At 59.5% G+C, this 25182-nt stretch carries 19 protein-coding genes; 10 read left to right on the top strand and 9 right to left on the bottom strand.

Going from position 1 to position 25182, the window contains the following annotated elements; all coding sequences use genetic code 11:
- Positions 1–7 precede the first annotated feature (7 nt).
- From J5M56_RS06790 to J5M56_RS06810, 5 genes are all read right to left on the bottom strand, one after another.
- Positions 8–1156 (bottom strand): hypothetical protein, encoded by a 1149-nt coding sequence (locus tag J5M56_RS06790; RefSeq protein ID WP_207870427.1) that lies wholly within the window; start codon positions 1154–1156, stop codon positions 8–10.
- Positions 1157–1223: 67 nt separating this feature from the next.
- Entirely contained in the window at positions 1224–3644 is a 2421-nt protein-coding gene (locus J5M56_RS06795) for a glycosyltransferase (RefSeq protein ID WP_207870429.1), read from the bottom strand.
- Positions 3644–6115: a glycosyltransferase gene (locus J5M56_RS06800; protein WP_207870431.1), complete on the bottom strand. Its 2472-nt coding sequence runs from the start codon at positions 6113–6115 to the stop codon at positions 3644–3646. Before J5M56_RS06800 ends, J5M56_RS06795 begins: the two co-directional genes overlap by 1 nt.
- A 146-nt stretch (positions 6116–6261) precedes the next feature.
- The gene (locus tag J5M56_RS06805) at positions 6262–7710 is read right to left on the bottom strand and encodes a DUF4214 domain-containing protein (RefSeq protein ID WP_207870433.1); all 1449 of its coding nucleotides are present in this window, start codon (positions 7708–7710) and stop codon (positions 6262–6264) included.
- A 17-nt stretch (positions 7711–7727) separates the two neighbouring features.
- On the bottom strand, positions 7728–8606 hold the full coding sequence (locus J5M56_RS06810) for a hypothetical protein (RefSeq protein ID WP_207936318.1): 879 nt from the start codon (positions 8604–8606) through the stop codon (positions 7728–7730).
- Between the two features lie 539 nt (positions 8607–9145).
- On the opposite strand from J5M56_RS06810, the gene J5M56_RS06815 reads away from it, so the two are divergent.
- From J5M56_RS06815 to J5M56_RS06845, 7 genes are all read left to right on the top strand, one after another.
- Positions 9146–10966, top strand: coding sequence for a type I secretion system permease/ATPase (locus J5M56_RS06815; RefSeq protein WP_207870435.1), 1821 nt, complete (start codon positions 9146–9148; stop codon positions 10964–10966).
- Between the two features lie 12 nt (positions 10967–10978).
- Positions 10979–12304, top strand: a complete 1326-nt coding sequence (locus J5M56_RS06820; RefSeq protein WP_207870437.1) for an HlyD family type I secretion periplasmic adaptor subunit — start codon at positions 10979–10981, stop codon at positions 12302–12304.
- Positions 12301–13716: a TolC family outer membrane protein gene (locus tag J5M56_RS06825; protein ID WP_207870439.1), complete on the top strand. Its 1416-nt coding sequence runs from the start codon at positions 12301–12303 to the stop codon at positions 13714–13716. The genes J5M56_RS06820 and J5M56_RS06825 overlap by 4 nt, the downstream gene beginning before the upstream one ends.
- 125 nt (positions 13717–13841) lie before the next feature.
- The gene (locus J5M56_RS06830; protein ID WP_207870441.1) at positions 13842–14807 is read left to right on the top strand and encodes an NAD-dependent epimerase/dehydratase family protein; all 966 of its coding nucleotides are present in this window, start codon (positions 13842–13844) and stop codon (positions 14805–14807) included.
- Positions 14807–15811 (top strand): glycosyltransferase family 4 protein, encoded by a 1005-nt coding sequence (locus J5M56_RS06835; protein WP_207870443.1) that lies wholly within the window; start codon positions 14807–14809, stop codon positions 15809–15811. Before J5M56_RS06830 ends, J5M56_RS06835 begins: the two co-directional genes overlap by 1 nt.
- Before the next feature lie 105 nt (positions 15812–15916).
- Positions 15917–17926 carry a nucleoside-diphosphate sugar epimerase/dehydratase gene (locus tag J5M56_RS06840; RefSeq protein ID WP_207870444.1) on the top strand — a complete coding sequence of 670 codons (2010 nt, stop codon included), beginning with the start codon at positions 15917–15919 and terminating at the stop codon, positions 17924–17926.
- 116 nt (positions 17927–18042) lie between these two features.
- Positions 18043–18372, top strand: coding sequence for a ComEA family DNA-binding protein (locus J5M56_RS06845; protein ID WP_186476599.1), 330 nt, complete (start codon positions 18043–18045; stop codon positions 18370–18372).
- A gap of 142 nt (positions 18373–18514) precedes the next feature.
- On the opposite strand, the gene J5M56_RS06850 is transcribed toward J5M56_RS06845, so the two are convergent.
- Positions 18515–18682 carry a DUF2897 family protein gene (locus J5M56_RS06850; RefSeq protein WP_081016687.1) on the bottom strand — a complete coding sequence of 56 codons (168 nt, stop codon included), beginning with the start codon at positions 18680–18682 and terminating at the stop codon, positions 18515–18517.
- 182 nt (positions 18683–18864) lie between these two features.
- Here J5M56_RS06850 and pyrF point away from each other — a divergent pair, with 182 nt between their 5' ends.
- Positions 18865–19566 carry an orotidine-5'-phosphate decarboxylase gene (pyrF, locus tag J5M56_RS06855; protein ID WP_060479702.1) on the top strand — a complete coding sequence of 234 codons (702 nt, stop codon included), beginning with the start codon at positions 18865–18867 and terminating at the stop codon, positions 19564–19566.
- A gap of 36 nt (positions 19567–19602) precedes the next feature.
- Here pyrF and J5M56_RS06860 read toward each other — a convergent pair whose 3' ends face one another.
- The 3 genes from J5M56_RS06860 to J5M56_RS06870 form a co-directional block, all read right to left on the bottom strand.
- A complete protein-coding gene (locus J5M56_RS06860) occupies positions 19603–19992 on the bottom strand; it encodes a hypothetical protein (RefSeq protein WP_207870446.1) in 390 nt (129 codons plus the stop codon).
- A 139-nt stretch (positions 19993–20131) separates the two neighbouring features.
- A complete protein-coding gene (kdsA, locus tag J5M56_RS06865) occupies positions 20132–20974 on the bottom strand; it encodes a 3-deoxy-8-phosphooctulonate synthase (protein WP_207936319.1) in 843 nt (280 codons plus the stop codon).
- A gap of 118 nt (positions 20975–21092) precedes the next feature.
- Entirely contained in the window at positions 21093–22094 is a 1002-nt protein-coding gene (locus J5M56_RS06870) for an NADP-dependent oxidoreductase (RefSeq protein ID WP_207870448.1), read from the bottom strand.
- A 174-nt stretch (positions 22095–22268) separates the two neighbouring features.
- Between J5M56_RS06870 and J5M56_RS06875 the strand changes: the two genes are divergently transcribed.
- Positions 22269–23030: an SDR family oxidoreductase gene (locus J5M56_RS06875; protein WP_060479699.1), complete on the top strand. Its 762-nt coding sequence runs from the start codon at positions 22269–22271 to the stop codon at positions 23028–23030.
- Between the two features lie 169 nt (positions 23031–23199).
- Complete coding sequence (locus tag J5M56_RS06880) at positions 23200–25137, top strand: methyl-accepting chemotaxis protein (RefSeq protein WP_207870450.1); 1938 nt, start codon at positions 23200–23202, stop codon at positions 25135–25137.
- Positions 25138–25182 lie beyond the last annotated feature (45 nt).

A 25182-nucleotide genomic window follows, 5' to 3' on the forward strand; every position in this document is an offset into this window, starting at 1 on the left:
TCTTTAATTAGTTCGAAGTCTTGGCGATGCGAGGTTCTTGGCTTTTTACAGTGCTCGCCAAGATTTTTTTGACTTTTGCCGATAGTTTTTCCCAGGCGTCCAAATCCAGGCCAATATTACCTTGATCTTTTAGCTTTTTTAACGCTTCAGGGAGAATGGAAATATTGGCAACAATCAAAAGTTGATCGCGTTGTGATAGTTTTTTCCAGACTCCGATGTCCATCTGGTCCGGGTCTGCGAACCTCAACTCTAGTCGGTTGCCACGGTGATCGGAAGTTTCTTTGAACCAGTTGTCAAAGCAGTTAGTGGTGCTTTCGCCAAACTCAAGGCGTGGGAATTGCCCAAAATGCTTCCCTGGCTCATTAACGCTTGAGATTCGATATGTGAACGACGCAATCAGTGATGAGTCAACTTCCAAGTTGGAAATGCTAATGTCCAGTGCTTGGTATTCATCCGTATGCACAGATTCTTTTAGCTCGATTGCATCATAGCGAGGAATATTTGGCCAGTGATCGAATACATGCTTAAGTCTGTTCAGGCCAGACGCGACGTCAGTGTTGAAATCGTTAGGGATTTCAGGGAACTCGTTGTTGATCAATGCTGCTCTAAGTTTGCTGGCGAGGTCCTTGATTGCTTTCCAGTCAGAAGTGCCGATAGAACTTATGCACTTGTTGTTTTCTGCTGAATACGCCCCATTTACTGGCAGGCAATTCAAATACTTTGCTCTGGTGTTGAATTTAAAAAAGTCCAGGCCTTGTGAGGTGTTGAGGATTTTGATACCGGTAACACCTCCGGAGAGGGCTGTTTCAAATTGGAGGTATTTATAGTAATTATTGCCAAGCTCAGTATCAGAAACGCTCCAGATTATTTTTCTTACGCCATTATTGTCTTCGCTGATGGAGTAGTCAATCGACTCTGCTTCCCAGTAATCCGGAAATTTTGCAAGCAGTCTATTTAACTTTGATGTCATTTTTTCGATTGTGAGATTTTTCTCACATAGCTCAATAGTTGTGCGCTCGAGCTGTTCTTGTGTCGTGTGTAGTGCTGAAACAAGAAGATCATTCTCAAGTGCTTGCTGGCTGGAGTCGACCGAATCGGCATTGGCGACACCATTCAAGGCGGCAAGTGGACTCATAGGTGGGGTGATGCTAGTCATAATATCGAGGTCACTATAGATTTATCGGTGTCTCGAAGCTCCGCGAATAGCTGAGCTCCCATGTGACTTAAGCGTTTGATAGTTTTGTGCTGATGGCTAGATCTGCAGTCCTAGGTTTCATGTGCTGTTGTCTAGGCGGAAGAGCCAAAGCGCCATAGGGGGTGCTAATGTAGTCTGAGCTAAGCGCCGGATGATAACTGGGGTCTTGCCAGTTATCCAACGTCCAGCGCAACATGAATTTTTCTTGCTCGCGATGGGCTCGCGCTTTCTTCTCGTTAATGACATCCTTGCCTCGGCTCGCGGATTCGGCGTGAATTAGCTTCGCAAATGGGGTCCAAATTATATGGTGCCCCTTTATAAGAGTTTTCATGCAAAAGTCTACATCGTTAAATGCGACTGGAAATGCTGAAGGATCCAAGCCTTTAAGCGAATTGTAAGTTTCTGTTTTCGTAACTAAGCAAGCGGCAGTGACCGCGGAAGTGCGCCTCGTTATTTGATTGAAGCCAAGATAACCTGCGTCCTTTTCGTGCCAAGTATTACCGACATGAGCTGCCAAACCATTTACGCCCACCGTGACGCCAGCATGTTGGACCATTTTAATTGGCCACAACAACTTCGCCCCCACCGCACCGACCCCAGGGCGATACAGCTGCGCAACCATTTCCTTGAGCCAGCCACCTTCGATGATCTCGATATCGTTGTTCACCAGACCAATCACTTCCCCCGTGGCAATGCTGGCCGCGTGGTTGTTAATGGTCGAGTAGTTGAACGGGTAGGGGTGCTCTAGCACGGTCACGCCACGGTCCTTGATGCTCTCAAAGTAAGCAAGGGTATCGGGATCGCTCGACTGGTTGTCGACAACGATGATTTCCAGGTCAGGGTAATCGGTGTCGTTCAGCAGCCCTTCGACGCAGGCGTGCAACAGCTTGTACTGATCCCGCGTGGGCACGATCAGGCTCACGCGTGGCAGTTTCTCCGGCAGCGGCCAATGGGCCCTGAGCAAGGCAGGGTAATCGGTGACCCGGCTTACCTCCGAGCCAGGCGCCAGGGCCTGGCACAACCACGTCATGGCCTCTAGCCGTTGTGGTGTTGGTACTGCCTGCTCGGGGCTTGCCGGCCAATGGCTGGCGCGATGGTAGAGCACACGCGGTAGGTGGGCGACAGAAGCCTCGGTATTCTGCGTCGCCAGTGCAATGGCGGCGGTGAAGGCGTGCCAGTCAATGGCAGCGCCTTGCGTACGCGCGGCCAGCAGCGCCAGGGCTTGCTCGACGATATCCGCACCGAAGATCGCACCGGCGGTGAAAATGTCTGCACCGATGAACAGGTCGATGTCCCATACCGGCTTCAACCAGGGCAGGCTACGCTCACCCTGCAGGCCATCGCGGTCGCAGTCGGCAAATGCCCAGGCACAGCCGTCATCCAGCAGCGCACTGAGGTGCGGCAAGGCCAGCGGTGCCAGGCGATCTCCACTCATCAGTGGGAGGATGCGGTCACAGCCTTGGGCTAGCAGCTGCTGCAGGGCGGGCAGCAGGTCTTCATTGGTCGCCATGGCTTGCCCATGTAGCATCGCAAGGTCATCGCCCAGGCTGGCCAGGCTCACCTGCTGAGCTTGCGGGCCACTGTCGCCGATCAGCAGCAGGCCGACCTTGCCCTGCAGTGCTGGTCTCGAATGGCCTTCCAGGCGCTGGAACACTTCGAACCATTGTGGGTAGTGCTGCCAGCCGGCGCTTTTGGGTAGCAGCAGGCTTTGTTCATTGGCCACTGCAGTCAGCAGTGCCACGGTTGCCGCGTCATGGGCGGGGTCGAGCTGGCGTATTAACCCTTCCATGCCTTCCGGCCGGCAGCATACGCGTATCGGGCTACCCGCCAATGGCTGGCCCAAGTCGTTTATCACGTCCAGCACATGCAGTTCGCCATCGGCCAGCTCCCAGGGCAGGTCGAGGTTGAAGCCGTGGTCGCTAGTGGCGCGGTAGCTCAATGCATGGTGATGGTGATTGCAAGTGACCTGGGCGATAACCCGGCCGCCTTCGCTGATGGTAAGTTGCACGTGCCGCCGGGGCGCTTGTGGGTCCCACGACCAGCCAGCGACGCGCAGGCCTCCGGTGTACCAGACCTGCGAAGCAACGGCAGCGGCTTCTTTGCTGGGCTTGCAGGGCAACAGCACTTGCCCGTCCAGGGCATAGGCCTGATTAGCGATAAGCGCCGAGATCACTCGGGCTTCGGCTAGCCAGCTTGGGCGCAACTGCACGGTGAAGCCATGAAACTCATCGCCCATGGGCGCGAGTGGTTCGTACTGGTCGGCTCGCACCAAAGCCACACTGGCACCGTCGATGCACACTTCCACCACCGGACGTTGCTCCGGTTGCGCGGTGTTCATGGCCCAGCCGTGCAGTACGTCACCTTGCAGGCCCAGGATGGCGCCACTGAAGGATTGCAAAGCGACGGGGGGCTGGCCCACCTGGGGCTTTTGCAGCAGGTCTTGGGTCATCAGGCTTGGCTCAGGGTAAAGGGTAAAGACGTCAAGGCGATCGCGCCCACTTCATTTGCTACCGGGCCAGGGCAAGCGAACAACGGCAAACCCAGCTCAGCCGCCAGCGCCGGTGCGTGCCAGCCGGCGCCGGGTTCGTCGTCCAGGCTGAGTACGGCGTCGCATCCCGCGGCTTTGGCGCATTCGGCAAGGCTGAAGCCATAGAGCGTCGGTAGTGAGTGGATGATGCCGGGTATTTGCAGCGTCTTGAGCCACGGGCTGTCGTCGCTGGCCAGCAGTACCATTGGCAACTGGTCACGTACTATCTGCCTGGATAGAGCCAGCCAGCGTTGGGCACAGCGCGGGTGGTTCAGGGCGTCGCCAATCAGCAGAACGCGGGGCGTGCCACTGGCGCTGGCCGGTTGCGCCAGCGACGCAGGCGGCTGCCATTGGGCTTCGGGGTGGGCGCTGGCATAGGTTGCGAGCAGGGCGTTCCACGGCAAGCGAACGCTTGCAGCGTCGCGGACGAAGCTTTGCCAATCGCGAGGGTCGGCCGAATTCAGCAGGCTGTCGTCCCGGCAGTCGATTTGATAGGGCAGAGCTAGTTCACCGGGCAGCTTGCACAGGGCGGCTGGGCAGCGAGCTAGATGCGTGTAGGCCAAGCCGGTTAGGGGCAAAACGCGCAGCGCTTGTAGCAAGGCATCGAATTCGTTCGGCAGGTCAAAGTCCAGGTACAGGGGCAGCGGTTGCAGCGGTGCCCGCAACGTGACCCAATTGCGGTGGCTTTCTCGGTGCCAGGCCAGGCTGAATCCGGTCACCTCGCAGGCGCCATCGTGCAGGTACAAGGTCGTGTCGCCCTGAGCCGGCCAGCAGTTGCCGCGGGCATTGGCCGGCAGGCGCGCCAGCCGGGCCAGGCGGGCTCGCTGCAAGGCGTCGCGGGCCGGCTTGATTGGGTCGCGCAGGGTGAAGGCGTTGTAACGAGCCGAAGCGTCCGGATAGCGTTGGCGCAAGATGGCGTTATTCTGGGCCACGCGGAGGGTCTTTTCGGCACCGAACGAAATGCCACCCTGGTGGGCGACGAACACACTGGGCGCGCCCATGTGCCGCCAGCCTAAGGTGCGCGCACGCAAGCACCAGTCGGTTTCTTCGCCATAGCCGCGGGCGAGGTGCTCTTCGTCCAGGTAGCCGACTTCATCCAGCGCTGCGCGCTTGATATACAGGCAGAACCCGCAACCAGTTTCGATTTCCATGGGGGCGCTGGCGGTTTGCTTGGCCAGGTCATCCAGCTCGGCCTGTTCTTTGGCGCTGGGCATGGCGTGGCTGGCCTGGCTCTGCGGGAAACTCATCAGCTCGCCGTTGTTGGTGAATGGCGTCACGGAGGCGATGCGGGCTTCGCTATAGGCCACCTCGCGCAAGCGGTCGAGCCAGGCGCCGTGCACTCGGGTGTCGGCGTTCAGCCAGACCACGTCCTTGTTCGGGCTCAGCGCCATTGCGCGGTTCATGCTGCGAATGAAGCCCAGGTTCACCGCGTTTTGCACTAGAGTGATCTTGCCCTTGCCGGCCAGCACCTTTAGGGCTTTGGCCAGCATGGGCAGCGGTGTCTTGTCTTCGATGACCACCAGCCGGTGCGGGGTTCGGTTGAGCTTGCGGGCCTCAAGCGCGCTATTGATGCACTCGAGAGTTTCGTCGAGGCCGTCGTACACCGGGATCAGCACATCCACCGGTTGCTGCTCGCCACGCTTACTCGCGCTCTCAGGTGGGACGAATACCGGCATGGCATACACCGGGCTGCCAAGCAAAGGTGTGCCGTTGATGAATTGCAGGTGCACCGCCAAGAGCGGGCTCGGCACGCTTATCCGCAGGCCTCCATGGGTGCTGGACAGCCCGGCGGCGCTGAGCAACGGGTGCGCTGCGCTAGCCTGAGTGTCGAACGTCGAGCCGTTGGCCTCAACCCGCAGTGCCGCAGGGGCCTGCAGATTGGCCAGGTCGATGGCCCACCCCTGGATTTCCTTTTTCTCAGGCAGATAGCGGACCACACCGACGGTGCGCGGGGTATCGGCTAGACTGGCGAGCAATTTCAGCACGTGCGCCAGCTCTTTGCCTGTGTGGATCTCGGGCAGATGGGCGAGGATCATCCGCTGCAGGTCGGCCGGATTTTGCGAGCGGCTACGGGCATCCCACAGAGTCAGGCGCAGGGCTAGGTCGTTGGGTTGGCTTTTCCACGCTGTGGTCAGGTAGCGGGTGGCCAGTTCGACGTGGTTTTGCGCCAGTAGGCTACGGCCAATCAGGGCGTGAACATCCGCCCGATCCGGCAGTGCCTTGGCGGCATTGGCAAAAAACAAAAACGCCAGCTCAGGCGATTGCGGCAGGGCCGCGATACCTTTCCATACCAGAGCTTCCGGCCGGTACTCGGCGATCTGTAAGGCGCGCTCGAGTGCGGCGGCCGCCTGGCCTTGCTCGTTGGCTTGGCGGTGGCGGTGGAAAATGTCCATGAGCGTTTCTCGCCCATGGTCGAGGAGTCTGGACATAAGCTTTGGCTTGGCTACATAAAATAAAAAGAGGGGCGACCCGAAAGTCGCCCCTTTTTGCATATGCCTGGCCTTGCGGCCAAGCATACGCTTCGCTACGGCAGGGCTAGTTAGACTTGGCCGTGCAGCACAACGACGTTGTCGATGTGAGCAACAGCTTCGTCGGAACCAACGATGCCCAGGGCGACGTCAGCGTGGGTGCCGCCGTTGGCCAGCAGGCCCAGCCAGTCGGCTTTACCGTCAGCATCGGCAGCGCGGCCCAGAGCGGACTGGTACAGGCCATCGATGAAGTCGCTGTCGGACTTGGTGCCGGCTTCAGCGGAACCAACAATGGCAGCAGCCACTTCAGCACGGCTTGCGCCGTTGAACAGCTGACCTACCCAAGCGTTCAGGCCTTCTTCTTCTGCAGGGCGACCCAGTACGTTTTCGTACAGTGCGCTCACGAACTCGGCGTTCGACTGGTCGGCAGCGATCGCTTCCTGCGAGGTAGCGATGGCAGCAGCAACGTCGCTCAGCGACAGGTTGCCGTTGGCCAGCTGGCCAGCCCAGGCGGCCGAACCGTCTGCATCAGCGTCGCGACCCAGCAGAGCTTGGTACAGCTCGTTGATGTCGGTAGCGTTATTGGCGCCAGCGAACTCGGTGGAGTTCAGGAACAGGTTGGCGATGTCGGACAGCGAAGTGCCGCCGTTGACAGCGCCTACGAACGCCTTGGCACCGTCCAGGTCAGCGTCGCGGCCCAGGATACCTTGGTACAGACGCAGCGCGCTGGCTTCGTCATCACTGTGAGCCAGGGCGACGGTTTCGGTGGTGTCACCGTTTACGAAGGTCAGGAACTCAGCGTTGCTGATGGCGGCAGTCTGGTTGCCGGTCAGGGTAACGTTGAAGTTGTTGCCGACATTGAATTCGTAGTCAGCACGCGAGCCGTCCAGCTGCACGACGTCGTAGCCTGCACCAGTGTCGACCACGTCAGAGTGGTTGCTGCCGCTCAGAACGACGGTGTCGTTGCCGCTGCCAGTGGTCACGACGTTGTTGCCAGCGCCAGCGATCACAGTGTTGTTACCGTTGCCGGTAGTGATGACATCGTTGCCGTCGCCAGCGTCGATCAGAGTGTTCTGGTCACCTTTGACGGTGATGATGTCAGAGCCGTTACCAGTGGCGACTACCAATTGAATGGCGGAGTCGTCAGCGGTTACAGCTACGTCGGCAGCCAGGGCAGCGAAGGTCTGAACTGCTGGAGCAGCAGAGTCGCCTTGCAGGTTGACAACCAGGTTAGCATTGCTTTCCAGGACGTAGGCGCTGGCACCAGCAGCTTCTGCTTTAGACAGGTCCAGGGTGATCTGGTCGCCTTGGGCACCGGCGACGACACCAGTAACAATGTCGATCGCGCCGGAGGTCGGCACTTGCAGATTCACGCCGTCGAAGCTGGCTACGTTGACGGTAGCACCTTCGTTGCCCAAGCCCAGCAGGGAGCTGATAGCGTCTACGGTGCTGGTCGACAGGGTGGAAGCGTCCAGGTGTGCCTGGAGCTGATCGGCCGATACGGGATTATCGTATTGCATTGTATATTCCTGTTACTTCAAGCCGGTTGGCTTGCTGCAATGATATTCTGCTGATAGGCAGAGTTTTCCCACGGAGACTTAAAGCGGGCAGCGTTCATCTTCGTAACGGGTGTAATGGTGATATGCAGCGCCACCAAAGGCTCAGTGCCGGTGGGGCCATGCATCATCTGATTGGTGACAAGGCGTTGTGGCTCGGCGTTGCCGAATACAATGTGCCCTATGAGTTCGTAGTGTTTGCGATGTGGCCCGACCAGGCTGAAACCTGCGCAGATCAGCGGCAGGCCTTCGCCGCGTAAACCTACGAAGTTGCCGGTGGACACATTGCGGCTCGGGCCAGAGCCGGCCACCATGCAGGTGTACAAAAGGTCTACGCCGGCGGGCTTGTTAGGCCAGTCGATGGCGAAGCCTTCGATGAATTCATCACTCCCCGGAGCGCCAGCCCACCCTTCGCTGGACACGACTTCGCCGTGCTGCTGCAGGTGCACGGTGAGTTGCAGCGGGAAGGGGGCGGTTTCGGATGAAATGGCTGGTGCCGAGTCGCTGCTCACCACGGCGAACGTGCGCATGATGGCGGGGGAATTATCGATGCGGTCGATGCGCAGGTCGACGGGCTCGATGGCATCGTCGAACATGTGGTATTCAGTGATCAGTACGGTGGTCACGCCACCTTTGACCCGGGCGATAACCGTATCGCCGAGCTTGGTCAGCATGTTCTTGCTGACCCCTTCAGCGGGGAAGAAATCGATCGAGCCTTTGCCCAGGGGTGCTTGTTGCAGCGCAATGCACACGGGCTTGTCTGCAGGCGGGTTGGAGGCATACCGGAAGATGTACATGCCCGGCTCGAGCAGGATTACCCGGGAGCTGATTTTCAAACCGTCAAGCGGCTGCGAGGGCATAGACATGGCTTTGTTAAGCTCCTTTTAATCAAAACACTGGTAGCTAACTTGCTCAAACCCGTGCATACACAAAATCTGGCCAGTGACGGCTCCCTGCGAGGGGCGAAGATGAAGGCATGTGAAATTCTTGTCAACTCGCAATGATAAAAAAAATTTCATTTTTTGATTGAACTATCCGTGTTGTGGATCAGTCGCAGTGCCGCTTACGGGCGCGATGGAAATCAGCCTTTTCCTATTTTTTTTTCAATAAAATCAATAGCTTGGTCGATTCGAATTCGGGTGCGTCAAATAACTTTCACCGTTTACGTCGCGCTTAGCGTGGCCCCAGGGCCACATGCCGTCGGTCGCTTTGAGAGGTGCAGGGGTGGCAACGTGATGTGCAACTAGCTCTTGTCCTGTTATTGACGTCCGTCATTGTTTTTTCATAAAAACGTGTCCTTTCGGACGTGCACACGCGCCGCTGGGTAATCAAGCAGGCTGCGTTCATCCCGGGGGGTGTTACACTGCCGGCCGTTTCAGCCTTTCTCAGTATGGATACCATGCGTTCACTATCCGAAAACAACCTGCAGTCCGCCCTCAAAGCCTGTAAAAGCAGCTTCCTTTCGGTCGGTTTCTTCAGCCTGTTCGTCAATACGCTGATGCTCGTGCCAACCTTCTACATGATTCAGGTCTCTGGCCGGGTCATCCCTTCCAGCAGTACCTCGACACTGTTGATGCTCACGCTGATCCTGACGGTGCTGGTTGCGACGATGGGGTCGCTGGAGTGGGTGCGCTCCCGGATCATGGTCCGCATCAGCAATCGCCTGGACGTGATGCTGAGCCGAGATGTCTACCGGGCAAGTTTCAAACGAGCATTGAGCAGCGGCGGTTCAGACGCCACTGCGCAGTCGCTGAATGACCTGACCGCTCTACGTCAGTTCTTCACCGGCTCTGGCCTGTTCGCGTTTTTCGATGCGCCATGGTTCCCGATCTACACCATCGTCATGTTTTTGTTTCATCCTTGGTTCGGCTTCATGACCCTGGCATGCGGAGTGGTGTTGAGCATGCTGGCCGTGGTCAACCACCGCATGACCGCCAACACGCTGGCCGTTGCGAACAAAGAGAACGTGGCTTCGAACCTTGTCACCTCAAAAACCTTGCGCAATGCCGAAGTGATTGAATCGATGGGGATGCTCGAAACCCTGATGAATCGCTGGGCAAAGCGTCAGCGTCGTATCATGCTCTTGCAGTCTGAAGCCAGCGATAAGGGCGGCATCGTCAGCTCGGTTTCGAAAACTTTCCGCACCTGGTCGCAGTCGATCATGCTGGCCATTGGTGCTTATCTTGTAGTGACGCACCAGATCAACCCGGGCCTGCTGATGGCCGGCTCCCTGTTGCTTGGTCGCGCGCTGGCACCGATCGACCAGATGATCAGCAGTTGGAAAGGCTTCGTTGCCGCCAAGGTGCAATACGACCGCCTGAGTAAGGTGCTGGAAGATCTTAGCAGCGAGCCGGAGCGCATGCCGCTGCCGGCACCTGAAGGCCATATACAGGTGGAAAATCTGGTGGTGGCCCCGCCTGGTGCAAAAGCGCCGGTCATCCGTAACATCAGTTTCGTTGCGCCTGCAGGCTCCATCGTTGGTATCGTCGGGCCGAGTGCAGCCGGCAAATCCACCTTGGTACGTGCGTTGATGGGCATCTGGCCGCCGCAGCATGGTGTAGTACGCTTGGACGGCGCCGATATCTCCAGCTGGGACAAACAAGCTCTGGGCAAGTATGTCGGTTACTTGCCCCAGGATATCGAGCTGTTCGAAGGCACCATCAGCGAGAACATCGCCCGCTTCGAGAAGGTTGACCCAGAAAAGGTTGTGCAGGCGGCACAGATTGCCGGTGTGCACGAAATGATCCTGATGTTGCCCGATGGTTACGACACTGTCATTGGCAGTGATGGAGTTAATCTGTCCGGTGGTCAGCGCCAGCGGGTCGGCCTGGCCCGGGCAATCTATGGCAGCCCGCGTTTGATTGTGCTCGATGAGCCCAACTCCAACCTCGATGACGTCGGTGAGCGTGCCCTGGGCGTGGCCCTGCAAAAGCTCAAGGAGACAGGCGCCACGGTGTTCATTGTGTCTCACCGCCCAAATATTCTCACCCGCCTGGATCGTATTTTGGTCATGGCCGGCGGCACCATTTCGCTGTATGGCGAGCGTGATCGGGTCATCGCCGAACTGGCTGCGCAACAAGCCAAGGCACAGCAGCGCGTCGCCCAGCCCGCCGCTGCGCACCCTCCTGCGGCAGCGCCAGCTGCACCTCACCCCGCTGCCCCCGCTGCCCCCGCGGCACCTGGTGCAGCATCCGCCAGCCCGACCAGCACTGGCGCGTAAAAGGATTTATCGATGAGCAGTAAAGCGATTACCTCTTTCGACCACAATTTCGACGACATGCCCACCTCCGACCGCGGCATTCGTCGTGTCGGCCTGACCATCGTGCTCGTCACCTTCGGCATTTTCGGTACCTGGGCGGCGTTTGCGCCTTTGAGCAATGCCGTGCATGGTTCAGGTGTGGTCACAGTGCAGAACTACCGCAAGACTGTGCAGCACCTGGAAGGCGGCATCGTGAAGGAATTGCACGCCCGCGATGGTGACCGGGTGAAGAAGGGTGACCCGCTGATCGTGCTGGACGAGAGTCAGTTGAGCGCAGAGTACGAGTCCACTCGTAACCAGCTGATCGTGGCCCGGTACAAAGAGGCGCGCCTGCGCGCCGAGCGCGATGGCCTGCCAGCGATTCCGGTCGTGACCATGGAAGGTACTGATTCGGATCGCGCCACCGAGGCGTTGGGCGGCGAGCAACAAGTCTTCAAGGCGCGTCGGGACTCGCTGCAAGGCGAGATTTCGGTCAACCGCGAACGCATCGAGCAAATGAAGCAGCAGATCGTCGGCCTCAAGGATATGATCCGCACCAAGACCGGGCTCGAGAAGTCCTACAGCGGCGAGATCAAGCAATTGAAAGAGCTGCTTGCCGAGGGCTTTGTCGACAACCAGCGCCTGCTCGAGCAGGAGCGCAAGCTCGATATGCTGAAGACTGAGGTCGCCGACCACGAATCAGCCATCACCAAGACCAAGCTGCAGATTGGCGAAACTGAGCTGCAGATCGTGCAGTTGAAGAAGAAATTCGACGCTGATGTGGCAAATGAACTTTCCGACGTGCAGGCCCAGGTTTTCGACCTTCAAGAAAAAGAAGCGGCGCTGCGTGACCGCCTTTCGAGGGTAGTCATCCGTGCGCCAGAAAGCGGCATGGTATTGGACATGAAGGTGCACACCATTGGTGGTGTGGTGAGCCCCGCTACGCCATTGTTGGACATTGTGCCGGCCTCGTCCGAGCTGGTCGTCGAAGCTAAGGTCTCGACTAGGGATATCGACCGCCTGGAGTTGGGCAAGACTGCCGATATCCGGTTTAGTGCGTTCAACCAAGCAACCACACCGGTCATCGAAGGTACTCTGACCCGCATCTCGGCGGACAGTCTCACCGAGGAGCGTACCGGCGACCAGTACTACCTGGTACGCGTCAAGGTCACTGACGATGGTATGAAAAAACTCGGCAACCGCAAGCTGCAGCCCGGCATGCCGGCTGACGTCCTCATCAACGCAGGCGACCGAACCATGTTGCAGTACCTGTTGAAACCGGCGCGCAACATGTTTGCCGAATCGCTGATCGAGGAATGATTGTGTTGCGTTTGCTATCAGGTGTACTGATTTGCGTGGCCGCGTGGCAGGCCATGGCGGATGAACCAAGCGCGGCGAGCCCTGCACCGGCAAAAGGAATTTCGGCGTCTACCTATGCCCTGGATCTGGCCGGCCTGTACCGCGAAGCGCGCCTGGAGGACCCACGCGTTCTAGCCGCTTACGCCCAAGCCCGTGCGGCTGCCGAGAGGCAGCGCGAGGCGATGGGCCAACTGCTGCCGCAGGTATCGGCCAATGCCAACTCCAGCCGCGTGTTGCGCAAGAACGAAATCACCCGAGACATCTACAACAACGAGTCCTACTCTCTGAGCCTGACCCAGTATCTCTACAACAAGCCGGCCTGGGAGCGCTATCAGAAGTCGAAGAGTGTCAATGTGCAAAAAGGCCAGCAAGCTGAAGACACCCTGGCCGAGGCAACCGTTGACCTAGCTAAGCGTTACTTCGTCGCCCTGGCCGCCGATGATGAGCTGGCCTTGGTGCAGGCCGAGCGCCGTGCCACCGAAAAGAACCTTGACCGCGTCAGCATGATGTTCGACCGACAGATGGCCAAGATCACCGACAAGCTCGACATGCAGGCGCGGGTCGATGCCTTGGCGGCGCAAGAAGTGGATGCGCGCAACCAAGTGCAGGTCAGTCGTGAGGCATTGGCTGAGATCATCGGTCGGCCGATCACCGAGCCGTTGAGCCGGGTGCGTAACGATGTCACCTTGCAGGCCCCAACCCGGCCTCTGCAGAGCTGGATCACTCAGGCCGTCGAAATTAACCCGATGCTCAAGGCCTCGCAAAGTAACGCAGAGGCCGCTAATGCGGCGGTGCGTGAAGCTAAGGGCGAGCATTACCCGCAGTTGGCGCTGAGCCTCAGTGCGCAGCAGAGCGATCAGGGCTATGACAACACCCAGGCGCCGCGCAGCGACAGTTATGTGGCTACGCTGGGAGTGAAAATACCCATCTACAGCGGTGGCTCCACATCTGCGCGGGTGCGCGGCTTGTACGACGATCAGCTTGCAGCTGAGGTGCAGGCCGAAGGTATCCGTCGGCAAGTGGTGAAAGAAATCACCACTGCTTACCTCACGGCCCAGTCCAGCGTCGATAAGATTCGCGCCAACCGTAATGCTTTGTCCTCGGCGCAGCAGTCGAGCGTGGCGGCGCAAAAGGCTTTCAGCTTCGGCGTGGTGAACGCAGTGGATGTGCTGACTGCAGTGCAGAACGAATTCAAGGCGCGCCGCGATCTGCTGAAGTCTCAGTATGACTTCATCACAAACCTGTTCCTGCTTAACCGGTGGGCGGGTGAGCTTAATCAGGACAGCGTCGACCATGTGAACGTCTGGCTCAGCCCAGTCCCCGAAACAGGCCTGCCCGGCGGTGACGTGGCGAGCCTGAAAGCAAGTCGATGAGACCCTTTGCAGCGCGGTGGTAGTCGTTGTCGAGCGTAATGCCCAACATCGGTATACTGCCTGACTGAACTCTCACCGGCGTTGCTGCCGGTGAAGGTTCGTAAGTAGGTTGTCGAGCAGTTTTCATGGAACGAGCCATTCTTGTCACCGGTGCCAGCGGGTTCGTTGGCAGCGCACTCTGTCGCACCTTGGTCGCACAAGGCGGCTTGGCCGTGCGTGGCGCCGTGCGCAGGCCCGGGTTACCAATGCCTGCGAATGTGTCGACCTTCACTGTGGGCGAGCTAGATACTAGTACCGACTGGGCAGCGGCACTGGCTGGGGTGGAGGTGCTGGTGCACGCCGCTGCACGAGTGCATGTAATGCATGAGACCGCTAGCGACAGCCTGGCCGCGTTTCGTCGGGTCAATGTCGATGGCACCTTGCATTTGGCCAGGCAAGCCGCCGCAGCAGGTGTGCGACGTTTTGTCTTCATAAGCTCGATCAAGGTCAACGGTGAAGCTAGCCAGCCGGGGCGGCCGCTATGCGCGGACGACGTACCGGCGCCAAGCGATGCCTATGGTATCTCTAAGCATGAGGCTGAACAGGGTCTGTTTCAGCTGGCGGCCACCACGGGCATGGAGGTGGTGGTGGTGCGGCCGGTGCTGGTCTATGGTCCGGGCGTCAAGGCCAACTTCCACACTATGATGCGATGGGTGGCGAAAGGTTTGCCACTGCCCTTCGGAGCGGTCGACAATCGCCGCAGCTTGGTCTCGTTGGGCAATTTGGTCGACCTGATCATCACTTGCATGAAGCATCCCCAAGCCGTTGGTCAGGTGTTCATCGCCAGTGATGGTGATGATGTGTCGCTGCCGCGCCTTTTGCGGGGCCTGGGTCGGGAGATAGGGCGGCCCGCCCGTTTGCTGCCAGTGCCCCCCGCACTGTTGCAACTGGCTGCTGGTCTGCTGGGCCGGCGGGACCTCGCCCAGCGCCTGCTGGGGTCGTTGGAGGTGGATATCTCCAAGAACCGCCAAGTGCTGGGTTGGGTGCCGCCGTTCACCCTCGACCAGGGCCTGCGCACCACGGCGCACTCTTTTCTGGAAAACCGACACTGATGATCTGGCTTCTTCTGGCCGCAGGCCTTAGCTCGCTGTTGTTGACTGCGGCACTTCGCCGCTACGCGCTAGCGCGCAGCCTACTGGATATTCCCAATGCCCGTAGCTCGCACACCCTACCAACTCCGCGCGGGGGAGGGCTGGCGTTCGTGTTGGTTTACTTGTTCGCTGTTGTTGGTTTGGCCGCGGTGGGTGTAATTGCCACAGCGCCGCTGCTCGGGCTGCTGGGGGCCGGTGGTGGGGTGGCACTAATTGGCTTTATGGATGACCACGGGCATATCGCGGCCCGCTGGCGCCTACTCGGGCATTTTGCCGCTGCTGGCTGGGGCCTTTATTGGCTCGGTGGCCTGCCGCCGCTCGTAGTCTTCGGTTTACACGTGAGCGCGCCCTGGCTGAGCACGATCTTTGGCATTCTGTTCCTGGTGTGGTTGCTCAACCTTTACAATTTCATGGATGGCATCGACGGTATCGCCAGCATTGAAGCGATCTGCGTGTGCCTTGGCGGCACATTGTTGTACTGGCTGAGCGGTCAGGCAGATGCCATTTGGCTGCCTATGCTTCTGGCAGTCACGGTAGCTGGTTTCCTGTACTGGAATTTTCCTCCCGCCCGCATATTCATGGGTGATGCCGGGAGCGGCTTTCTCGGAATGGTACTCGGGCTGCTGGCATTGCAGGCAGCTTGGATAAACCCGCTATTATTCTGGGCGTGGATAATACTTTTGGGCGTATTTGTGGTCGATGCCACGTACACGCTTGTACGGCGTCTGCTGCGTGGGGAGCGGGTTTACGAGGCTCACCGCAGTCACGCTTATCAGGTTGCCTCGCGTTGGCACGGCAGCCACCTGCCGGTCAGCCTGGCAGTAGCAGCCATTAACCTGTTTTGGTTATTGCCGATCGCGGTGGCGGTGCTGGCCCTGGGCCTCGACGGCGCAACAGGAACATTGCTGGCTTATGCGCCTCTAACGATGCTCGCGGTCAAGTACCGGGCGGGTGAACAGGAATAAGATGCTTGAATGTACTGAACATCGCGCAACTCAGGTGTATGTGCGGATTGGCTGGCAGGGCCCCAAGGTGGGTGAGCGAGGCTCCATGACACTGAGGAGAGCGGGATGAGCGGCAGCGACAGAGAAGGGTTCCGCCAGTTTCTGGTGAACCTGTCACGGCGGCAGAAGCGCCTGATACAAGTCTGCACCGATGTATTGCTGATCTGGATGGCGCTGTGGTTGTCGTTCATCGTGCGCTTGGGTGTCGATGAAATGTACAACCCAATCTTGGAGCACACTTGGCTGTTCCTGGCCGCTCCGATGGTGGCGGTGCCTTTATTCATCCGTTTCGGCATGTACCGTGCGGTGATGCGTTACTTCGGCAACGACGCGCTGATCACCATCATCAAGGCTGTCACCCTCTCGTCGTTGATTCTTGCCGTAGTGGTGTACTGGTACAGCAACCACAAAGTGGTGGTTCCCCGCTCGATCATCTTCAACTACTGGTGGCTGAGCCTGGTCATCATCGGTGGCTTGCGCCTGGTGATGCGGCAGTTCTTCCTCGGCGACTGGTTCACCGGCAACCACCAGATTCCTTTCACCAACCGCGACGATGGCCAGATCAAGGTCGCCATCTACGGTGCTGGTACGGCCGGTAACCAATTGCTGGCTGCGCTGCGCATGGGCCGGGTGATGCGGCCGGTGGCCTTCATCGATGACGATGGTGACCTCGCCAACCGAGTCATTTCCGGGCTTCAGGTCTACAAGCCCAAGCACTTACAGCAGATGATCAAGGAAACCGGTGCCCAGGAAATCCTCCTGGCTTTGCCCCGCGCTTCCCGTGCGCGGCGCAAGGAAATCCTGGCTTTCCTCGAGCCTTACCCGCTGCACGTGCGAAGCGTACCTGCGTTTGCCGACTTGGCCAGTGGTCGGGTCAAGGTCGATGACATTCAGGACGTCGATATCGCCGACTTGCTCGGGCGTGACCCAGTGCCAGCTCAGGATGAACTGCTCGAGCGGTGCATCAAGAAGCAGACAGTGCTGGTCACTGGCGCAGGGGGCTCGATCGGCTCGGAGCTGTGCCGACAAATCATCGGCCTGGGCCCCAAGACCTTGCTGCTGTTCGATCACAGCGAGTTCAACCTTTACAGCATCCTCAGTGAGCTGGAACGACACGCCGCTCGTGAGTCGCTCTCGGTTCGCTTGCTGCCGATTCTGGGCTCGGTGCGCAATCAGCAGCACCTGGCCGATATCATGAGCACCTGGCGGGTGGACACTGTCTACCATGCAGCTGCCTACAAGCACGTGCCGATGGTCGAGCACAATATGGGCGAAGGCGTGCTTAACAATGTGTTCGGTACTCTATGCACCGCGCAAGCTGCCTTGCAGTCGGGAGTGGCCAACTTCGTGTTGATCTCCACCGACAAAGCGGTGCGGCCTACCAATGTGATGGGCAGTACCAAGCGCCTGTCCGAACTGATCCTGCAGGCTCTGAGCCGGGAAGCTGCGCCAGTGATGTATGGCGACAGCGGCAAAATTTCACGGGTGAACAAAACCCGTTTCACCATGGTGCGCTTCGGTAACGTGCTGGGCTCTTCGGGCTCGGTGATACCGTTGTTCCACCAGCAGATCAAGGCCGGTGGGCCGCTCACCGTTACCCACCCGAAGATCACGCGGTACTTCATGACCATCCCCGAGGCTGCCCAACTGGTGTTGCAGGCCGGGGCCATGGGGCAGGGGGGCGACGTCTTCGTCCTGGACATGGGCGAGCCAGTCAAAATCGTCGAGCTGGCCGAAAAAATGATTCACCTTTCGGGCCTGAGCGTGCGTAGCCCAGGCAACCCCACTGGCGACATCGCCATTGAATTCTCAGGCTTGCGGCCGGGTGAAAAGTTGTATGAAGAGCTGCTGATCGGTGATGACGTATCGCCCACTGTGCACCCCATGATCATGACGGCCAAGGAAGACTTCCTGGCGTGGGATGTATTGCGCGAGCGCTTGGCAGCGCTGCTCAAAGCGGTTGCAGAAGATGATTTCAGCCGCATCAGGCACCTGCTGCGCGAGTTGGTCAGCGGCTATTCGCCGGAGGGCGATATCGTCGATTGGCTGTACTTGCAGCAGCATCAAGATCGATAAAGCGGCTTCCTACAGTACAAGGGGATTAGCCCCCTTCGCGGGCACTTTGGGGATCGATAATCTGGCCTGGCAGCCAAGGAAACGCTGCCTCGCCAATTACTCCAAGGAGTGCTTCTATGCGTAATACCGTGCTTTCGTACCTTCTGCTGCCCCTGTTCGCGGGCCTTGCGTTTTCGGTTAACGCCGCACCTGCCGAGGGGCCAATGACTCAGCCGGTAGCGGCGATGAGCCAGAAGAGCACCGGGCCCGCACTTGTAAACTTGAACCAGGCCGACGCTGCTACTTTGCAGAAAGAACTCACTGGCATTGGCAAGGCCAAGGCTGAGGCCATCGTAGCGTACCGCGAGGCTAACGGGCCGTTTGCGACGGTTGACGAGTTACTGGAAATCAAGGGCATTGGCAATGCATTGCTGGAGCGTAACCGCGATAAGTTAAGCGTTGAATGACTACGCTCATCGGGCTCATCGCAGTCAGTTAAATCAATTGGGCCGCAAAGCGGCCCAATTGATAAGTATGAAACCTTAATTTCAGGCATCAGCCAAACAGCTTTCAGCATGATTGCCAGCCGCCGTCACGCTTAAGTCCGCGTTATCTGTCCTGCGCGTCCTTGGCATCGGCTTGTGCATTGCGTTCATGCACTTTGCGCAGTTGTTCATCAGTCAATGGGAGTTTTTTGGCCGTATCGCGCAGCATCATCAACCCGCCGACGATAGAACCCAAGGCTACGATGAGTATCAGCCAGGCGTACCAGGGCATTTGTATTCTCCTGTCAGCACCATGGGGCAATGCTTGTACTCATATCGAGCATCACCCGGTTGGGTTGGTTCAATTATAGGCAGCGCCCACCTCTGGGCCAATCCGATGACCTGCGGCCCCCAAAGCCTGCGCCACTTCGTTTACAATGCGCGCCGTTTACGACTTGCCAAGAGACCCCGACCATGTCCGCCTGCCAGACGCCCCTGATCGTCGCCCTGGATTTTCCCACCCGTGACGCTGCCCTGAAGCTGGCTGACCAGCTCGACCCCTCCCTGTGCCGGGTCAAAGTTGGCAAAGAACTGTTCACCAGCAGCGCCTCGGGAATTGTGGAAACGCTCTGCGCGAAAGGCTTCGAAGTATTCCTGGATTTGAAGTTCCATGACATCCCCAATACTACGGCCATGGCTGTGAAGGCTGCTGCCGAGATGGGGGTATGGATGGTCAACGTGCACTGCTCCGGTGGCCTGCGGATGATGGCCGCCTGCCGCGAAGCGCTGGCAAAGCGCACGGGCCCGCAACCACTGCTGATCGGTGTGACCGTGTTGACCAGCATGGAGCGTGAGGACTTGGCGGGCATCGGCCTGGATGTGGACCCGCAGCAGCAAGTGCTGCGTTTGGCCGCGCTGGCCGAGAAGGCGGGTATGGACGGCCTGGTGTGCTCGGCGCTGGAAGCACCCGCGCTCAAAGCCGCGCACCCGGCACTGCAACTGGTCACTCCAGGCATTCGTCCTGCTGGCAGCGCCCTGGACGACCAGCGCCGTATCCTAACCCCGCGCGAGGCATTGGATGCAGGCTCCGATTACCTGGTAATCGGCCGCCCTATCAGCAAAGCAGCCGACCCCGCGCAGGCACTGGCCGCGGTGGTGGCCGAGATTCGCGGCTGAACTGGCAACCGGGCTACCGTCGGGTAGCCCATTGCTTCAATGGGCAATATCCATGGTGCTGGCTTGGGTTGCACGTATGAGGGCGACGTCCACATGGTAGGTGGCGAAGTCGCTGGAACGCACGGTGGTGCCCAAGGTGGCGCTCAAGACCACATCGTGGTGGCGCTTGATGTCCTGCAAGGTGCTGGCGAACTGATGTTCATGCGTTATTATCAGCAGAGCGCAATCTGCGCCTTGGGCAAAAGCCTGTTGTAACTCTTTGGCATTGAACGCCAACGCTACCCCACGCTGATAGGCTTCGACCAGCTCGTGGGTGGCGGTCACATTCAGGTTCAGGCCCCCTTGCGGTGTATGGCGCTGGGCTATCTTCGCCTGGGTCATCACATGGGCGCAGGCCTGCAGAAACAACGATTCGTACCACTCCACAATGTTCTCCTCATGAAAGCGCGCACATCGATACCTGAGTTTGAGCGTGAGCGCCACGGGCATTGCCCATATTCACAGGCGAAATGAAAAAGGGCCGACCTGCAATGTGCAGGTCGGCCCTTTTCTCATTGCTTTCGAATCAGGCGATGACCAACGGGGCGAAGCCTTTGACCAGGTCATCCAGGGCTTTGATCTGCGCCAGGAACGGCTCCAGCTTGTCCAGCGGCAGAGCGCTCGGGCCGTCGCACTTGGCTTGGTCTGGGTTAGGGTGGGCCTCCAGGAACAGCCCAGCCAGGCCCACCGCCATACCAGCGCGGGCCAGGTCCACGACCTGCTCGCGACGGCCACCGGAAGCCGCGCCAGATGGGTCGCGATTCTGCAGCGCGTGGGTGACGTCGAAGATTACCGGCAGGTCTTCGCAGGTACGTTTCATTACCCCGAAGCCCAGCATGTCGACGACCAGGTTGTCGTAACCCATGCAGGTGCCACGGTCGCACAGGATCAGTTGGTCGTTACCGGCTTCCTTGAACTTGTGCACGATGTTCTGCATCTGCGAAGGGCTGAGGAACTGCGGCTTTTTGATGTTGACTGGCTTGCCGGTCTTGGCCAGGGCTACCACCAGGTCGGTCTGGCGGGCCAGGAAGGCGGGCAGCTGTAGCACGTCGACCACTTCGGCAACTGGGGCGCATTGGTGAATTTCATGCACGTCGGTGATGATCGGTACGCCGAATTCGGCTTTTACCTTTTCGAAGATACGCAGGCCTTCTTCCATACCGGGGCCGCGGTAGGAGTGGATCGAGGAGCGGTTAGCCTTGTCGAAGCTGGCCTTGAACACGTAAGGGATGCCCAGTTTCTCGGTAACCCGAACGTACTCGGCACAGGCGGTCAGGGCGAGGTCCTCGGACTCGAGTACGTTGACGCCGCCAAAGAGGACGAACGGGGCGGTGTTGGAGCACTCGATGGTGGGGGTGATCTTGATCATGGTCATCTCTACAAATCCCTTGTCACTGGTTTCAGTGGCGAGGGGCAATCTTACAAGATCTGTGCTGCCTGTGCCGGCCCTTTAAGGGGGCGCGGCACAGTCCAGGGCTACACCCGCGTCACACCTTCAACACCAACTTGCCGAAGTTTTCCCCGTTGAACAGCTTGAGCAATGTTTCTGGGAACGTCTCCAGCCCCTCGACCACATCCTCCTTGCTCTTGACCTTGCCGCTGGCCAGCCAACCGGCCATCTCCTGCGCGGCCTTGCCATAGTCCTTGACGTGGTCCATCACCACGAAGCCTTCCATGCGTGCGCGGTTCACCAGCAGCGCCAGGTAGTTGGCCGGGCCTTTGACCGCTTCTTTGTTGTTGTACTGGCTGATGGCGCCGCAAATCACGATGCGTGCTTTGAAGTTGATGCGGGTGAGGACCGCGTCGAGGATTTCGCCGCCGACGTTATCGAAGTACACATCGACCCCTTTCGGGCATTCGCGCTTCAGGCCGGCCAGCACGTCCTCGGCTTTGTAGTCGATCACGCCGTCGAAGCCCAGTTCGTCTTTCAGGTATTGGCATTTCTGCGCACCACCGGCAATGCCGACCACATGGCAGCCTTTGAGCTTGGCGATCTGCCCGACGATGCTGCCCACCGCACCGGCTGCGCCAGAAATGACCACGGTGTCACCGGCCTTGGGCTGGCCGACTTCGAGCAGGGCGAAGTAGGCGGTCATGCCGGTCATGCCCAGGGCCGACAGGTAGCGGGGCAGCGGGGCGAGATTGGGGTCGATCTTGTGCAGGCCCTGGGGCTCGCCGGTGAAGTAGTCCTGCACACCGAGGGCGCCGCTGACGTGGTCGCCGGGCTTGTAGTCCGGATGGTTGGAAGCCACCACCTCGCCAACGCCCAGGGCACGCATCACCTGGCCCAGGGCAACGGGTGGGATGTAAGACTTGCCTTCGTTCATCCAGCCGCGCATGGCTGGGTCCAGGGACAGGTACAGGTTGCGCACCTGGATCTGCCCTTCGGCAGGCGCCTGGGCGGGCACGGTCTCGAAGGTGAAGTCGTCACGGCGCACGGCGCCGGCCGGGCGTTTGGCAAGCAGGAAGCGGCGGTTGGTCTGGGTCATGGCAGGTCCTTGTGATGGAATGAGGCTCAGCGGTCAATTTAACCTGCTGATGCTGGTTGGTCCGCAAAATCACTGGTAAGCATGGTAGCTCAACCGCTGCCCTGATGATGCTGCCCAGCCCGGTGGTAGGCTGACTAGACTCTCAGCCCATCCATTCCCCTTCTGGAGCAGACGATGAGCATGACCTTTTCCGGCCAGGTAGCCCTGGTCACTGGCGCTGGCGCGGGGATCGGCCGGGCTACGGCGCTGGCCTTTGCCCGCCAAGGCCTGAAGGTGGTGGTAGCCGATCTTGACCCGGTCGCAGGCCAGTCTACCGTCGACCTGCTGCATCAAGCGGGGGGCGAGGCGTTGTTCGTGGCCTGTGACGTGACCAAGGACGCCGAGGTACGGCAACTGCACGAGCGGGTCATCGAGGTGTATGGGCGCTTGGACTACGCCTTCAACAACGCAGGCATCGAAATTGAAAAAGGGCGTTTGGCCGAGGGCAGTGAGGCCGAGTTCGACGCCATCATGGGCGTCAATGTCAAAGGCGTATGGCTGTGCATGAAGTACCAGTTGCCGCTGCTAGTGGCTCAAGGCGGCGGGGCGATCGTCAATACCGCCTCGGTGGCGGGCCTGGGCGCAGCACCGAAGATGAGCATTTATGCCGCCTCCAAGCATGCGGTGATCGGCCTGACCAAGTCGGCGGCCATCGAATATGCCAAGAAGCGTATCCGGGTTAACGCGGTGTGCCCGGCGGTGATCGATACCGATATGTTCCGCCGTGCCTATGAAGCTGACCCGCGCAAAGCTGAATTTGCCGCTGCCATGCATCCGGTGGGGCGTATCGGCAAGGTCGACGAAGTGGCCAGTGCCGTCTTGTACCTGTGCAGCGATGGGGCGGCCTTCACCACGGGGCACAGCCTTGCTGTGGACGGCGGAGCCACGGCTATTTGAGCCGGCCCCGATCAGCCCTGCAATTTCCCCTGCAGGGCGACCCTTAGTTAGCTGATAACGACAGTACATAGCTATTTGACACCATTTTTCTGTCGCCCCCTTGTTTGCAGGCCAAGAACGTTGCAACGCTTAGCCTTCGGCAAACCTTGCACGGTGAAGAGGATCGGCGATGGCGGCGAGCAGGCGCGGTGTTCTGGCTAACCTGGGCATGGCCCGCAAACTGGGCCTTGGCTTTGCCCTGGTGTTGCTGCTGACCGTGGCGGTGGCGGCCATCGGTGTAGCCGCGCTGCATGGCGTCGGCCAGCGTTTCGACGGGCTGCGTGAGCTAGGCCAGTTCAATACCGACCTGCTGCGGTTGCGCCAGCGCGAGCAGGCGTTTGCTTTGCGTTCGGATATCAAGGAAGCCGAGGCTTTGCGCAGCGGGTTGCAGAACCTCGCCGAGCGCGCCCGCACCCTGCCGGCAATGAGCGCGGCCGAGGCTGACCTGGCGGCGTACGGCCAGGCCTTTGAAGCCTTCGTCGAAGCGGTGCAGGCCAAGGAGCTGGCGCTGGACATGGCCAGTTGGTCGGTGTCCAGCGTGGCCAATAACCTCGATGTGCTGCAATCGGGCTTGGCCGATGATGCCACTTACACCCTTAAACAATCCCAAGGCCAACAAGGTGGCGAGTTCCTCGAACAGGCCGGGCAGGTGGCGCAAGTTTCGCGGTTGATGCTGCAGGCCATGGAAGAGGCGCGGGTGCGCTTGGACAAAAGCCGCAAGGGCGAAGAAGTCGAGCAAGGGCGCATCGCCCAGACTGTCGACGCAGCGCAGTTGGTCGAGCAGCTCAAGGCCAGTGTCAGTGACCCCGGCTACCAAAGTGTGCTGGGTGAAGTGGCTGGGCACATTGCCAGTTTCTCCGACAAACTCAACGAATACACCGATCTGCTGGGTAAAGAACAGGGCATCAAGGCACAGTTGCAAGCCAGTGCCGAGCAGGTCACCAGCCGGGTCGACCAGGCCTATGTGGCCGACCAGCAAGCCATGCAGGCGGAACTTGCGCGTAATAGCCTGGCGATCGCCTTGGCCACTGGCCTTGCGCTGCTGGTGGGCATTCTCGCTGCCTGGCTGATTCCCCGCGCGGTGATCGGCCCACTCAAACGCGTAATCAGCCGTGCCCAGCGCATCGCTGCCGGGGAATTGAGCCTGGAGCACGAAGCGCCGCGCAGCGACGAAGTGGGCCAGTTGATGCAGGCCATGCAGCAGATGGCTGCCGGGCTGTCGGGCGTGGTCAGTGGTCTGCAGCAGGGCATCGAGCAGTTGGCAGGTAGCGCCCAGGCACTGTCAGCTGTGACCGAGCAGACCAACCGTGAAGTTGGCAGCCAGAAGGAAGAGACCGAGCAGGTGGCGACTGCCATGCAGCAGATGACTGCCACCGTGCACGATGTGGCGCGTAACGCCGAGCAAGCCGCACAGGCGGCACAGGCGGCCGACGAGAAGGTCGACGCTGGCCAGCGTGTGGTGCGCGAAAGCATGCAGCGCATCGAGCAATTGGCCAGCGCCGCAGACACCGCCAGCGCGGGTATCGATAGCTTGAGCGCCGAGATCCACACCATTGGCGATGTGCTGGAGGTGATCAAAAGCGTGGCCGAGCAGACCAACCTGCTGGCGCTGAACGCGGCTATCGAGGCGGCGCGGGCCGGTGAGCAGGGGCGTGGCTTCGCCGTGGTGGCTGATGAGGTGCGCGCCCTGGCCCGGCGTACCCGGCAGTCGACCGAGGAAATCGAACGGCTGGTGGCCAGTCTGCGGGGCAACGCCCAGCAGTCGGTGACGCAGATCCGTGGCAGTACCGAGCTGGTCCGCCTGGCCGTAGCCGATGCGCTACAGACCGAAAGCGCGCTGGGCAGCATTGCCGCGGCGGTGTCCTTGATTCAGCAGATGAACCAGCAGATTGCTGCGGCAGCCGAGCAGCAGAGTTCGGTAGCCGAAGAGATCAGCCGCAGCGTGACGCAGATCCGCGGCAGTGCCGACCAGGCGGCGCTGGCGATGCAGGACAATGCCCGTTCCAGTGTCGAATTGGCGCAATTGGGCAGTGATCTCAAAGGCATGGTCGGGCATTTTAGGCTGTGAGTGGCTGGCGGTGGATTTTAGTGGGGTTCGAGATCGAGCGCCGCG

The organism is Pseudomonas sp. 51_B, from assembly GCF_017491595.1.
Lineage (GTDB): Bacteria > Pseudomonadota > Gammaproteobacteria > Pseudomonadales > Pseudomonadaceae > Aquipseudomonas > Aquipseudomonas promysalinigenes.

Excerpts from the sequence above, each read along its gene's own strand:
- J5M56_RS06790 (WP_207870427.1), bottom strand. The coding sequence starts at position 1,156 with ATGACTAGCATCACCCCACCTATGAGTCCACTTGCCGCCTTGAATGGT.
- J5M56_RS06795 (WP_207870429.1), bottom strand. The coding sequence starts at position 3,644 with ATGACCCAAGACCTGCTGCAAAAGCCCCAGGTGGGCCAGCCCCCCGTC.
- J5M56_RS06800 (WP_207870431.1), bottom strand. The coding sequence starts at position 6,115 with ATGGACATTTTCCACCGCCACCGCCAAGCCAACGAGCAAGGCCAGGCG.
- J5M56_RS06805 (WP_207870433.1), bottom strand. The coding sequence starts at position 7,710 with ATGCAATACGATAATCCCGTATCGGCCGATCAGCTCCAGGCACACCTG.
- J5M56_RS06810 (WP_207936318.1), bottom strand. The coding sequence starts at position 8,606 with ATGCCCTCGCAGCCGCTTGACGGTTTGAAAATCAGCTCCCGGGTAATC.
- J5M56_RS06815 (WP_207870435.1), top strand. The coding sequence starts at position 9,146 with ATGCGTTCACTATCCGAAAACAACCTGCAGTCCGCCCTCAAAGCCTGT.
- J5M56_RS06820 (WP_207870437.1), top strand. The coding sequence starts at position 10,979 with ATGAGCAGTAAAGCGATTACCTCTTTCGACCACAATTTCGACGACATG.
- J5M56_RS06825 (WP_207870439.1), top strand. The coding sequence starts at position 12,301 with ATGATTGTGTTGCGTTTGCTATCAGGTGTACTGATTTGCGTGGCCGCG.
- J5M56_RS06830 (WP_207870441.1), top strand. The coding sequence starts at position 13,842 with ATGGAACGAGCCATTCTTGTCACCGGTGCCAGCGGGTTCGTTGGCAGC.
- J5M56_RS06835 (WP_207870443.1), top strand. The coding sequence starts at position 14,807 with ATGATCTGGCTTCTTCTGGCCGCAGGCCTTAGCTCGCTGTTGTTGACT.
- J5M56_RS06840 (WP_207870444.1), top strand. The coding sequence starts at position 15,917 with ATGAGCGGCAGCGACAGAGAAGGGTTCCGCCAGTTTCTGGTGAACCTG.
- J5M56_RS06845 (WP_186476599.1), top strand. The coding sequence starts at position 18,043 with ATGCGTAATACCGTGCTTTCGTACCTTCTGCTGCCCCTGTTCGCGGGC.
- J5M56_RS06850 (WP_081016687.1), bottom strand. The coding sequence starts at position 18,682 with ATGCCCTGGTACGCCTGGCTGATACTCATCGTAGCCTTGGGTTCTATC.
- pyrF (WP_060479702.1), top strand. The coding sequence starts at position 18,865 with ATGTCCGCCTGCCAGACGCCCCTGATCGTCGCCCTGGATTTTCCCACC.
- kdsA (WP_207936319.1), bottom strand. The coding sequence starts at position 20,974 with ATGATCAAGATCACCCCCACCATCGAGTGCTCCAACACCGCCCCGTTC.
- J5M56_RS06870 (WP_207870448.1), bottom strand. The coding sequence starts at position 22,094 with ATGACCCAGACCAACCGCCGCTTCCTGCTTGCCAAACGCCCGGCCGGC.
- J5M56_RS06875 (WP_060479699.1), top strand. The coding sequence starts at position 22,269 with ATGAGCATGACCTTTTCCGGCCAGGTAGCCCTGGTCACTGGCGCTGGC.
- J5M56_RS06880 (WP_207870450.1), top strand. The coding sequence starts at position 23,200 with ATGGCGGCGAGCAGGCGCGGTGTTCTGGCTAACCTGGGCATGGCCCGC.